This is a genomic window from Halomonas sp. V046, assembly GCF_052645355.1.
In genome coordinates this window covers 55,669-67,072 of sequence record NZ_JBQXYF010000020.1, presented here as the reverse complement: position 1 = coordinate 67,072, position 11,404 = coordinate 55,669, and the positions used below count along the sequence as shown (strand labels likewise).

Here is an 11,404-nt window from a genome sequence, read left to right as displayed (position 1 = left end):
AAGTACATCCATTACTACAACCACGAACGCATCCGCCTGAAACTAAAAGGCCTGAGCCCCGTACAGTACAGGACTCAGGCCTTGGGCGCCGGCTGAGTGAACCGTCCAACTATTGGGGGTCAGCTCACATAGCCGGCGAGGCTTCGTTTTACCAGACGGCCGGCCCAGTATCCGGGCCGTCACCGAGGGGCGCTTGCCCGATGATCAGGCCTCGGCGCCGCCTTCCCCTTCTTCCTTGGCACGCGCCCGCTCGGCGGCTTGCTTGACCAGCGTCTCGAGCTCGCCGTTGCCGTGCATCTCCACCACGATGTCGCAACCGCCTACCAGCTCGCCCTCGACCCACAGCTGGGGAAAGGTTGGCCAATTGGCGATCTTCGGCAGTTCGCTGCGGATGTCCGGGTTGTCGAGAATATTGACGAAGGCGAACCGCTCGCCGCAGGCCATCAGCGCCTGAACGGTCTGGGCGGAGAAGCCGCACTGCGGCAGCTGCGGAGACCCCTTCATGTAGATAAGGATGGGATTTTCGCTGATCTGGCGCTGGATGTTCTCGGCGGTAGTGCTCATTGCGGCTCCTCGATGAGTCGATGCGTATGTCAGGCCTGAAAGATGCGGGCTAATGGGCGAGATTTCAATCCCTCCCATGGCGTCAGCGGCCAAGGCCTCGGCGTCAGCGGCCAAGGCCTCGGCGTCAGCGGCCAAGGCCGCGGCTCGGGTAACATCTCGGCCCAGGGCGAATCAGGCCTCGATGCCATTCACGTATGGTCCCGTATGGCCACGACTGGCTTCGCGTACGGCCGCGGCCATACCCGAGTCACGGACTCGGACTTTATCCTGCGGCCATTGTACGACCCACGTGCACATTGCGCATCCCCCGGGCGCTGGCTACGATGGTCGTTTTTTTCCGCCGGAGAGATGCCATGGCCGCCCGCCATTTCCTGACCCTGCTGGACCTGAGCCCGGACGAGCTGCGCTACCTCATCCAGCGCGCCATCACCATCAAGAACGGCCTCAAGGCCCACGGACCGACCTATACCCCCTTCACGAACCGCACCCTGGCGATGCTCTTCGAGAAGTCATCGACGCGCACCCGGGTGTCCTTCGAGACGGCCATGGCGCAGTTCGGCGGCCACGCGCTGTTCCTGTCCCCCCGCGATACCCAGCTCGGTCGCGGCGAGCCGATCGGTGACACCGCCCGGGTCCTCTCCGAAATGGTCGACGCGGTGATGATCCGCACCTTTTCCCATGCCGGCCTTCAGGAATTCGCCGAGGCCAGCGACGTTCCGGTGATCAACGCCCTGACCGACGACTATCACCCGTGCCAACTGCTCGCCGACGTGATGACCTGGACCGAGCTGCGCGGCAGCGTTCGCAACCGCACCGCGGTGTGGATCGGCGATGGCAACAACATGTGCCACTCCTGGATCAATGCCGCCCGCCAGTTCGACTTCACCCTGCGCATCTGCTGCCCCGAGGGCTACGAGCCTCGCGCCGACATCCTGGCCGCCGCCGGCGAGCGAGTCTCCATCGTTCGCGACCCGATGAGCGCGGTGGCGGGGGCCGATCTGGTCACCACCGACGTCTGGGCCTCCATGGGGCAGGAAGACGAGCAGGCCAAGCGCGAAGCCGCCTTCGCCGGTTTCCAGGTCACCGAGGCCATGCTCGATGCCGCCGCCGAGGACGTGCTGTTCTTGCATTGCCTACCCGCTCACCGCGGCGAAGAGATCAGCACGACCCTGCTCGATGACCCCCGCGCCGTGGTCTGGCAGGAAGCCGGCAACCGCCTGCACGCCCAGAAGGCGCTGATCGAGTTCCTGATGCTGGGCCAGGTCAGCGCCTGAGCCCCGCCGTCAGCCGGGCCGGCTGACGCGGGTCCGGCTTGCCCACGCGACCGCCCGGCGCGCGAGTCTCCCGCTGGCTCCTCGACCGCCGCCCGGCAAGGCGAGTAGCGCGGTCGACCGGATTGATTCGGTTGACCGGGTCGACGGCTAGCACGTCCACGGCCTCTCCGGCAGCAAACAGCGACGCCCATGGCGGCATTGTTCGACCTTGGTCTAATCGTCTTATCGGGTTATACTTTCGTCTTACGCTTTAACTCAGGAAAGGCAAGATGCCCGCGACCGTACTGCGAGACGAGAGTGCCCTGCGCATCGATCTGGCGAGTTTCGCCGAAGAGCTCTACCGCCAAGGCGGTGTCCTGGAAGTCATCACCCACGCCCAGCGTGGCCTGGACGCGTCGACCCTGGACGCCTTGAGCGCCTCCCGCCTTCAGGGCCAACGACTGCGTCGCATGCTGCGTGGCGACACCGTTGGCTACAATGCCAGCGGCCGTCTGATCCTCACCCGGCTCGGCCGCGAACTGGCCTTCGACATGTTCGGCGTCGGCGCCAGCGATCGCTGAATCAGCACCGAAACAGCCGGCCGCCCCCGGCATCGGCGCCAGACGAGGCCATTCCCTCCCCAGGCCCGTCAGCGTGGCCAGGCATCGCCCCGCCGCTCCTTAGTATTACTGCCCCGGCATTACGGCCCGCGGCATAGCTCCCCCCGGCCCGAGCCCATTTCCCGCCAAGGGTCAGTGGGTGGTAGCCGCGGCCAGCGACGCGGCTGTCGTGAAGCGATCGATGCAGCGCCGGGTCGCCCTCCAGCGACGCGGCTGTCTCGGCCGTGATCGCCTGACACCCGGGCTCCCGCTCCCACAACGCCCCGAGACGTCTCGCGCGAGCCGCAGACCGCCTCACGCACAGCGTCCCGATCATGTCGTGTGCATGTCGTATGAACGGGCTCACGCATCGCCCTCTTATCGCGCCCCTCTTATCGCACCCCTCTTATCGCCCCCCTCTTATCGCACCCCTCTTATCGCGCTCCTCTCGGCACTTTTTTCCCACCCGACGCCGATTCCGATCGGCCTGCGGCACCGCGCTCGGGTCGCCGACGGCATCAGGCCGATGGCACCCGTCGCCGATCCATGGTGTAAACCTCGAACCTCGGCCGCGAACCGGCGCAGAGCCATGGCCGCTCGCCCGTATCGAGCAAAGGCTGGCGCATAATGTTAACTATATGTCGTCTTTCGCCAACTCGATGTGTGACGCCTCGGCCACACTGCCTTCCATATCAACGAGGAGGGTTCCATGAACCGCAACGTCATCCTGACCTGCGCCGTCACCGGCGCCGGTGATACCACCGCCAAGCACCCCGGTGTTCCGGTCACCCCCGAACAGATCGCCGACGCCTGCATCGAAGCCGCCAAGGCCGGCGCCAGCATCGCACATATCCACGCTCGCGATCCCGACACCGGTGGCGTGAGCCATGACATCGAACACTTTCGCGAGATCATGCAGCGGGTCCGGGAAGCCGATACCGACATCGTCATGAACATCACCGCCGGCGGCGGCGGCGACTGGATTCCCGATCTTGAGGATCCGACCCGCGGTGGCCCGGGCACCGATATCCAGACCCCGGCCGAACGCCACGCACCGGTCGGAGCCTTCCTGCCGGAATTGTGCACCTTGGACTGCGGCAGCCTGAACTTCGGCGACATGGTCTACATCAACACCGCCGACTGGCTGCGCGAGCACGCCCGCCTGGTGCAGGCCGCCGGCGTTAAACCCGAACTCGAGTGCTTCGATCTCGGCCACGTCTGGTTCGCCCGCCAACTGCAGCAGGAAGGCCTGATCGACGGCGATCCGTTGTATCAGCTGTGCCTGGGCATTCCCTGGGGCGCCGAAGCCGACCCCGAGACCATGATGACCATGCGTAACAAACTGCCCCACAACGCCAACTGGGCCGCCTTCGGCATCGGCCGTCACCAGATGCCCATGGTTGCCCAGGCGGTCCTGCTCGGCGGCCATGCCCGGGTCGGCCTGGAAGACAACCTGTATCTCGAGAAAGGCGTGCTGGCCAGCAACGGCCAACTGGTGGAGAAGGCGTCCACCCTGATCGACAACCTCGGTGCTCGGGTGATGACCCCGGCACAGACACGCGCTCACCTGAAGCTGCGTGACCCCGTCACCGGCAAGATCGTCGGAGGTGACGCATGAGCCAGCTTAGCGTCATCGGTACCGGCGTCATCGGCAACGGCTGGATCGCCCGAGCCCTGGCCAATGGCTGGGACGTGGTGGCCTTCGACCCCGCCGAGGGCGCCGAAGACCGCACCCGTGCCTTCGTCGACAATGCCTGGCCCTCCTTGACCCGCCTGGGCCTCGCCCCAGGGGCCTCCAGCGACCGGCTACGCTTTGTCGCCGACATGGACGCGGCAGTCGCGGGGGCCGACCTGATCCAGGAAAATGTGCCGGAACGCCTGGAGCTCAAGCAGAGCATCCTGGCGCGCCTCGACGCCGTCGCGGCCCCCGAGGTCCTGATCGGCTCGTCAACTTCGGGCTTCAAGCCCACCGACCTGCAGCAGGACTGCAGCCGAGCCCCGGGTCGCGTCATCGTCGCCCACCCGTTCAACCCGGTCTATCTGCTGCCGTTGGTCGAACTGGTCGGCGGCCAGGCCACCGACGAGGAGCACACCGCCAAGGCCCAGGAGCTCTATCAGGCGCTGGCCATGCGACCGCTGGTCGTTCGCCGGGAAATCGAGGGGCACATCGCCGACCGGCTGATGGAAGCCCTGTGGCGGGAGGCCCTGCACCTGGTCAACGACGGCGTCGCCACCACCGAAGAAATCGATGCCGCCGTCGTCTATGGCTGTGGCCTACGCTGGTCGCTGATGGGCACCTTCCTGACCTTCCACCTGGCCGGCGGTGAACAAGGCATGCGCCATATGCTTGAGCAGTTCGGCCCGGCATTGAAGCTGCCATGGACCAAGCTCGAGGCCCCGGAACTGACCGACAGTTTGATCGACAAGGTCGTCGAAGGCTGCGAGTACCAGGCCGCCGGCCGCCCGGTATCCGAGCTGGATCGCCGTCGCGACGACTTCTTGGTCGAGTTGCTCGGCCTGGTCAACAAGTATTGGCCCGAGTCAGAAGGCCTCGAGGGACGCATCTGATGGCGCTGCTTCAGACCCGGGTCGCCCCGGAGTGGGTGGACTACAACGGCCACATGAACGACGCGGAATATGCCCGCGTCTTCTCCCTGGCGGTGGAGGCCCTGATGGACGCCATCGGCCTCGATGAGCAAGGCCGGCGGCGCCACGACTACACGATCTACACCCTCGAGACCCATCTGTGCTATCGCCGCGAGGCCCATCAAGACCAGCCGCTGCGGGTCGAGGTTCAGGTCGCGGATCGCGATGCCAAGCGCCTGCATGTGCTGTTCGAGATGCAGGACGACGAAGGCACCCTGTTGGCCACCAGCGAGCAGATGCTGATGGGCATCGATATCGGCAGCGGCCGCCCGGCGCCCTTCCCCGAGCCAGTCGACGCGGCGATCGCCGGCCTGCCGGGGCTCGCCGATCCACCTCCCGCCGCGATGGGGCGCCAGATAGGCATCGTTCGGCGCCCAGGCTAACCCGCCGCCACCGCGAGGGCCTCACCCGCGCACCGATGGCGGTGCGCGGGCGGCATTGCATCGAGCCCCCACGGCCACCACGCCTCGGGCGCTTCGCTTCCACGCTCCGGGAATCAGGGTAGCCGGTATGCACATTGCTGACTTCGAACGCCGCTTTGACGCCGGCCTCAACGCCATGACTCGGCTCTCCGTGGTCGAGGCACGGCGCTACTATGACCGGCTTTGCGCTTCCTTCGCGACGCCTCTTGCACCGCACCTGACCCTTACCGATGACACGCTGGTGTCGGGCATCGGCCCGGCCTTGGCCCTGCGCCGGTTTCGCCCGGAAAATCCGCGGCCAGGCAAGGTGCTGTATCTGCACGGCGGCGGATTCAGCCTGGGATCTCTGGATAGTCACCAAGGGGTTGCCGCGGGGCTCGCCGAGGCGCTCAACCGCGAGGTTGTAAGCCTCGGCTACCGGCTATCGCCGGCGGCAACCTACGCCGACGCCATCGACGACGCCCGCCGCGGCGTCGCGGCGCTATCGCCCGTGGCGGTGGTTGGCGACAGCGCCGGTGGGCGACTCGCCATCGACGCCACCGCCAACGCACCGGGGCCAGCCCTAGGGCTGGTCTACCCGCTGGTGGGGCGGCCAGAACTTGCCACCCTTGGCCCCGATGCGCCGCTGCTGTCTCGGGCGGACATCCTCGCCGCCTGGCACGCCATCGCCGCCCACGCGCCTGCCGGCAACGCGCTTGAACCACCGGCGGCACGCATCGAGGTGCTGGCGGTAGAGCGGGACCCCCTGACGGCACCACTCGACGCCGCGGTCACCGCCTGGAAAGCCGCCGGAGCGGACGTTGGCTATCACCTGGCCTCCGACATGCTCCATGGCAGCCTGCACGCCCGGGAGTCGCTGCCCCAGATGCGCAAGGCATGGCACAACTTCTGCGCAGGGCTGCGTCAGCGACTAGACTAAAACAACAATAACCCATTGTTTATACGTTACTTTCTTTCGCTAGCGATCGAATATGCACATTTTTGCAAGGGTTTACCTACACCACTCGAAGGAGGAGCTCTCGGCGACGCCAGGCCAGGCGATCGCCTCCGACCAACCACACACCATCATGCCCCCACAACGATAAAGAGCCGCCAATGAAGAACAACCTCACCACCTCCATTGCCACCATCGTCACCGTCATCGCCCTGATCGGGTTCGCGGCCGCCGCGCCGACGCTGTTCCAGGGATTTCTCGAAACGATCAAGGTCCACGTCATCGGCAACTTCGGCTTCATCTTTACCTATCCAGCCTTCGCCGCCTCGATCGTCTTCGTCGTCTTGATGTTCACGCCCCTGGGCCGGCTACGCTTCGGCGAGGGACCGCCCGAATTCAGTACCCTGGCCTGGCTCGGTATGCTGTTCGCGACCGGCATGGGCATTGGCCTCGTGACCTGGGGAGTGCTCGAGCCGCGCTATCACGTCGAGGCCGGTTTCAGCGTCGACCAGAGCCTGCTCTATGCCTTCAATCACTGGGGCTTGCTGGCATGGTCGGGGTACCTGGCCATCGGCGTCATCTTCGCCCACGCCATGTACAACATGAACATCGCCAAGCCCGCGGAGACCCTGCTCGGCGGCGGCTTCCTGAGCAAGCTCAACCTCGTCAGCCTGGTCGTATCCACGGTCATCGGCCTGTCACTGACGTTTTCCTACGCCTCCGAACCGCTGCAGAAGAGCCTCGAGCAGTTCTTCGGCCTCGACGTCAGCCCGACAGTCATCATCATCGTGCTGTCCGCCTTCGCCATCGCCTCGAGTGCCTCGGGCCTCAATCGCGGCATCAAGTGGTTGAGCAACTACAACACCCTGTTCGCGCTCATCCTGATGGCCGCGGTCTTCGTGCTGACCACGCCCCTGGACATTCTGGGAAGCTTCGCCCGGCTGGTGCCGGAATACATCGTCCGCTATCCCGCCATGGCCATGGACATTGGCCTCAACGACCCCGACCACAAGGCCTGGCTGGCCGATTGGCTATACGCTTTCGAAGCGGCCTGGTACGGCTGGTTCATCTTCACCGGCGTGTTCATCGCGCGGATCTCCAAGGGCCGCACCCTGCGCCAACTGGTGCTGGGCGTGATGCTGGTACCGAGCCTGTTCTCGTGCCTGTGGTTTACCACCTTCGGGCTGGGTGGCCTCGCCACTGGCTCTGAAGACGTCTTCGCGCTGATGGCGACGCTCGACAGCCATGGCATCCTGTCGATGATCCTGGCGTTGAACATCCTGCTATTCTTCGTCACCAGTGCAGACTCCGCCGGGCTGGTCTGCGAGATGCTCACCGTGCCGCGCTCCCGGGCCTTCTGGATCGTCGCCATGGCCGCCCTGGCGGTGGTGGTGAACTGGCTCGAGGGCGACATCTTCAAGGTCATCCTGACCCTGATTTCGGTAGCGGCCTTGCCCGTCGCCTTCGGCATCTTTGCGCTGGTCACGGCGTTCCTGATGCGCCTGCGCAGGCCTCGGCAGCCCCGTCCGATGGGCGCCGGCAGCGACTGAGTCCGACCGCCCGCGACGACCGCCATATGGCCACCGTCACACCCGCGATGCCCCCGGGCATCGCGATATCCGCGGCCAATACGCCGCCACGGGATCGCCGGCCCGAGGACCGGCTCTCACAGGAGCAATACTATCGGTAACTTGACCCCTTCTCAGGACTCGGATGCGAGTCGCTATCCCGATGCCGTACTGGCGAAACACGGCCCGTTCAAGGGCATGCACCGCGGCATGACCATCACCAGCGCCCTTCTGGTGCTGGCCTTCGTGCTCTTCGCCGGCATTGATCCCGACGCTTCCAGCCGTCTGTTCGGCACGGCCCGGAGCTGGATCGAAGCGACCTTCGGCGACTACTACCTGATCACCATCGTGGCGCTCATCGCGGTGTGCCTCGTCATCGTCGTCAGCCCCTACGGCAAGATTCGCCTGGGCCAGGACGACGAAGTCCCCGAGTTTTCCCGCTTCGCCTGGTTTTCGATGCTGTTTTCCGCCGGCATCGGCATCGGCATCCTGTTCTTCGGCGTCGCCGAGCCGACCTTCTATTTCGACAACAGCGCGGCCTTCGGCTACCCCAATAACCCCCACGCGGACATGGCCGGCGCCACAGCCATGACCTACGAGCGTGCCATCGATGCGCTGCGGGTCACCTTCTTCCACTGGGGCCTGCATGGTTGGGCGGTCTACGTCATCGTCGGCCTCGCGCTGGCCTACTTCGCCTACCGTCGCGGCTTGCCACTGGCGCTGCGCTCGGCGCTGTACCCGTTCATCGGCCAGCGCATCTACGGCCCCATCGGGCACCTGGTCGACCTGCTCGGCGTGCTCGGCTGCGTGTTCGGCGTGGCCACGTCCCTCGGTCTCGGGGTTAGCCAGATGGCGGTGGGCCTGGAGCGCCTGATCGGCACCAGTGCCGGCCTCGGCACACAGCTGACGCTGATCGCCATTATCTCGGTGATCTCGATCGCATCGGCGATGTCCGGCGTACGCCGTGGCATCCGATTCATTTCCGAGCTCAATATCTGGGTATCGCTGCTGGTGGTCGGCGGCTTCATCGTCGGTGGCCCCACGCTGTGGCTGATCGGCGCGTTCGGCGACACCCTGCTGGATTACGTGACGAGCTTTATCCCCATGGGGCTGTGGTTTCCCGACCAGTCGACGGACGCCGACTGGCAAGGCGCCTGGACCATTTTCTACTGGGGTTGGTGGCTGGCCTGGGCGCCCTTCATCGGGCTCTTCATCGCCCGTATCTCCCGCGGGCGCACCCTGCGCGAGTTCGTCCTCGGGGTACTGCTGGTGCCCACCATGATCATCTTCGTTTGGCTGGCGATCTTCGGCGGCACGGCGCTGCATCAGGAGTTGACCGCCGCAGGAGGCGTCGGCAGCGCCGGGATCATCGACCTGGTAAATGCCTGGAACCTGCCAGCGGCGCTGTTTGCCACCGCCGACGGGGTGGCCGGTAGCGGGGCAATCGGCTGGATACTGTCGGCCTTGATGGTCTTTCTGCTGATGAGCTGGTTCGTCACAAGCTCAGACTCCAGTACCCTGGTGCTGACCACCATTCTGTCACTCGGCAACGACGATCCCCCCCAGGTCTTCCGCATCTTCTGGGGGGCCGTGATCGGACTAGTGGCGGCGGTACTGCTCATCGCCGGCGGGCTAAAGGCACTGCAGACCGCCCTGATCGCCGCGGCCCTGCCCCTGAGCTTCGTCATCCTGGCCATGACCCTTGGCGTGCTGGTGTCCCTGGTGCGCGAAGGCAGCCGAACGGCGGTAAAAAGCTCGGATGGGTAGCTTTGCGCCGGGCTCTGCATCGGACGTTGCATCGGACTTTGCGCCGAGATTGGTGACCTCGCCGGATCGAGGACATCGCCTTGTAGCGTGATGCCGAAGTGGTCCTGGACCGATGACGGATGACCGATAGCAGAGAGCGCCGCCCCTGGTCCCGGCGTACAGAAGCCCGCCGTCTTTGCAGACGGCGGGCTTCGTTGTGGTGCGTTGCAGCGTGCCGGGCAAGCCACGGCGACTGCCCCTCGATTCGATCGTCCGCCGTGGCCGAATCGACCACGCCCCGTCTCACGTCTCAACCCCGACGCAGGTCGCGTCGGCTCGTCGACTCAGGGGCCATCGGGCTCGAATCGGCCAAGCTCGACCTCGAGGCTGAACAGCGCCGCCGACAGGTCGCCGACACTCATCACCGGCGTCGCCGGCGCCTCGGCATCGGGCCAGGCCTTGAGCACCTTCTCGTAGCCGGACACCAGGGCGTCATAGGCCCCCGCCTGCCGGAAGAGCTCGGCATGCGTCTCGAGAGATTCCCGCGCGGTCAACACGAAGCCACGGCCGTCCTGGTACTCCAGCACGTCATGGAAGCTGCCGTCCTCGACCGCTTCGTCGTACTCCTGCAGGGCCGTCTTCAACAGCGCCAGTTGAACGCGAGCCTGGAAGGCCGGGTCCATCTCGATATCGTCCTCCACGTCGCTCATGGCGGTGCGAATGGTCGTCAGCACCTGGGCAAACGCCGGCTCCAGATCGGACCAACCACCGCCCTGCCGAGCGCGCTCGGACAACGCCTCGAGCTGGTCCTCGAAAGGCGCGATGCCGCGTGCCTCGAACGCCGGCTCCAGGGACTCGTAGACCTCCTGGTAAGGATGCGCGAAGTGGGGATAGGAAGCGGTCTTGTTCCCCTCTTGGTAGAGTTCACGGGCGATGGCAAGGTGGCCCAGCATCTGAGCCAGCTCGACGGTGTAGACACCGGGGTTCGTCGGGTCGATAGCACGACCACCTTCACCACCTTCACCACCTTCACCGCCTTCACCACCTTCACCACCTTCACCACCTTCGCCACCTTCACCCCCACCGGAGGACGCACTCAGGTAGGCAAAAGCCCGGTAGGGGTCGGCGCCCGCGGAATCCTGGCCAGATTCACCGCCTTCTCCACCATGGCCACCTTCTCCACCATGGCCAGACTCACCGCCTTCTCCAGCATGGCCACCTTCTCCACCGGGGCCACCTTCTCCACCATGGCCAGCCTCACCGCCTTCTCCACCATGGCCGTCTTCACCGCCTTCTCCACCATGGCCGCCTTCACCGCCAGAAGCGCCAACGTCGTTGCTGGTCTCGTAGGCGCTGCTATCCTGCTTGGGCGCTTCGTCTTCGCCGTGATCGGCCAGGGCGCCCCCGGAGCCGAGCAATACGCTGGCGCCAACGCCTATCCAGAGCTTGGTGCGGGTCTGATGCGACATCGTGTCCTTCCTTGCTGTTCGAGGTTGGGAGTAGCGTTGGCCCGGCATCCAGCGGCCGGTGACGTGCTGTGACGTTCGACGCCGCGGAGCCGGTTTGCCACGAAGGGCTACACCGCTGTCCGGCTTTCGGCGGCTTTCAGCGGCGTTCTGTCAGGGTTCACAATCTAGCGTGCCGTTGGCGCAAGTGTAATGCAAACGATTCA

The 11,404-nt window shown here is 65.5% G+C and carries 12 protein-coding genes; 10 read left to right on the top strand and 2 right to left on the bottom strand.

The annotated features are described in order from the left end of the window. Positions 1-96: IS3 family transposase (locus ACUN9Y_RS20770; RefSeq protein ID WP_445461402.1), on the top strand; the 96-nt coding region annotated here is incomplete at its 5' end. A 108-nt stretch (positions 97-204) separates the two neighbouring features. Here ACUN9Y_RS20770 and grxD read toward each other — a convergent pair. Further along, positions 205-564, bottom strand: coding sequence for a Grx4 family monothiol glutaredoxin (grxD, locus tag ACUN9Y_RS20765; protein WP_445462642.1), 360 nt, complete (start codon positions 562-564; stop codon positions 205-207). Positions 565-917: 353 nt separating this feature from the next. Here grxD and argF point away from each other — a divergent pair, with 353 nt between their 5' ends. From argF to ACUN9Y_RS20725, 8 genes are all read left to right on the top strand, one after another. Continuing rightward, on the top strand, positions 918-1,838 hold the full coding sequence (gene argF / locus ACUN9Y_RS20760) for an ornithine carbamoyltransferase (RefSeq protein WP_445462641.1): 921 nt from the start codon (positions 918-920) through the stop codon (positions 1,836-1,838). A gap of 269 nt (positions 1,839-2,107) precedes the next feature. Further along, positions 2,108-2,398 (top strand): hypothetical protein, encoded by a 291-nt coding sequence (locus ACUN9Y_RS20755; RefSeq protein WP_445462640.1) that lies wholly within the window; start codon positions 2,108-2,110, stop codon positions 2,396-2,398. A gap of 727 nt (positions 2,399-3,125) precedes the next feature. After that, positions 3,126-4,034, top strand: a complete 909-nt coding sequence (locus ACUN9Y_RS20750) for a 3-keto-5-aminohexanoate cleavage protein (RefSeq protein WP_445462639.1) — start codon at positions 3,126-3,128, stop codon at positions 4,032-4,034. Continuing rightward, the gene (locus ACUN9Y_RS20745) at positions 4,031-4,984 is read left to right on the top strand and encodes an L-carnitine dehydrogenase (protein WP_445462638.1); all 954 of its coding nucleotides are present in this window, start codon (positions 4,031-4,033) and stop codon (positions 4,982-4,984) included. Before ACUN9Y_RS20750 ends, ACUN9Y_RS20745 begins: the two co-directional genes overlap by 4 nt. Further along, on the top strand, positions 4,984-5,445 hold the full coding sequence (locus ACUN9Y_RS20740; RefSeq protein ID WP_445462637.1) for a thioesterase family protein: 462 nt from the start codon (positions 4,984-4,986) through the stop codon (positions 5,443-5,445). Before ACUN9Y_RS20745 ends, ACUN9Y_RS20740 begins: the two co-directional genes overlap by 1 nt. 127 nt (positions 5,446-5,572) lie before the next feature. Then, the gene (locus ACUN9Y_RS20735) at positions 5,573-6,403 is read left to right on the top strand and encodes an alpha/beta hydrolase (protein WP_445462636.1); all 831 of its coding nucleotides are present in this window, start codon (positions 5,573-5,575) and stop codon (positions 6,401-6,403) included. A 176-nt stretch (positions 6,404-6,579) separates the two neighbouring features. After that, positions 6,580-7,968 (top strand): BCCT family transporter, encoded by a 1,389-nt coding sequence (locus ACUN9Y_RS20730; protein ID WP_445462635.1) that lies wholly within the window; start codon positions 6,580-6,582, stop codon positions 7,966-7,968. Positions 7,969-8,184: 216 nt separating this feature from the next. Beyond that, positions 8,185-9,753: a BCCT family transporter gene (locus ACUN9Y_RS20725; protein WP_445462646.1), complete on the top strand. Its 1,569-nt coding sequence runs from the start codon at positions 8,185-8,187 to the stop codon at positions 9,751-9,753. A gap of 323 nt (positions 9,754-10,076) precedes the next feature. Here the strand turns inward: ACUN9Y_RS20725 and ACUN9Y_RS20720 are convergent, their stop codons facing one another. After that, complete coding sequence (locus ACUN9Y_RS20720; protein WP_445462634.1) at positions 10,077-10,685, bottom strand: hypothetical protein; 609 nt, start codon at positions 10,683-10,685, stop codon at positions 10,077-10,079. Between ACUN9Y_RS20720 and ACUN9Y_RS20715 the strand changes: the two genes are divergently transcribed. After that, positions 10,674-11,273: a hypothetical protein gene (locus ACUN9Y_RS20715; protein WP_445462633.1), complete on the top strand. Its 600-nt coding sequence runs from the start codon at positions 10,674-10,676 to the stop codon at positions 11,271-11,273. The genes ACUN9Y_RS20720 and ACUN9Y_RS20715 overlap by 12 nt on opposite strands. The last annotated feature ends 131 nt before the right edge of the window (positions 11,274-11,404 follow it).

What these genes read in the sequence shown, in the direction of transcription:
- ACUN9Y_RS20750 (WP_445462639.1), top strand. Translation starts at nt 3,126, where the DNA reads ATGAACCGCAACGTCATCCTGACCTGCGCCGTCACCGGCGCCGGTGAT.
- ACUN9Y_RS20745 (WP_445462638.1), top strand. Translation starts at nt 4,031, where the DNA reads ATGAGCCAGCTTAGCGTCATCGGTACCGGCGTCATCGGCAACGGCTGG.
- ACUN9Y_RS20755 (WP_445462640.1), top strand. Translation starts at nt 2,108, where the DNA reads ATGCCCGCGACCGTACTGCGAGACGAGAGTGCCCTGCGCATCGATCTG.
- ACUN9Y_RS20735 (WP_445462636.1), top strand. Translation starts at nt 5,573, where the DNA reads ATGCACATTGCTGACTTCGAACGCCGCTTTGACGCCGGCCTCAACGCC.
- ACUN9Y_RS20725 (WP_445462646.1), top strand. Translation starts at nt 8,185, where the DNA reads ATGCACCGCGGCATGACCATCACCAGCGCCCTTCTGGTGCTGGCCTTC.
- ACUN9Y_RS20730 (WP_445462635.1), top strand. Translation starts at nt 6,580, where the DNA reads ATGAAGAACAACCTCACCACCTCCATTGCCACCATCGTCACCGTCATC.
- grxD (WP_445462642.1), bottom strand. Translation starts at nt 564, where the DNA reads ATGAGCACTACCGCCGAGAACATCCAGCGCCAGATCAGCGAAAATCCC.
- ACUN9Y_RS20720 (WP_445462634.1), bottom strand. Translation starts at nt 10,685, where the DNA reads ATGCTGGGCCACCTTGCCATCGCCCGTGAACTCTACCAAGAGGGGAAC.
- argF (WP_445462641.1), top strand. Translation starts at nt 918, where the DNA reads ATGGCCGCCCGCCATTTCCTGACCCTGCTGGACCTGAGCCCGGACGAG.
- ACUN9Y_RS20740 (WP_445462637.1), top strand. Translation starts at nt 4,984, where the DNA reads ATGGCGCTGCTTCAGACCCGGGTCGCCCCGGAGTGGGTGGACTACAAC.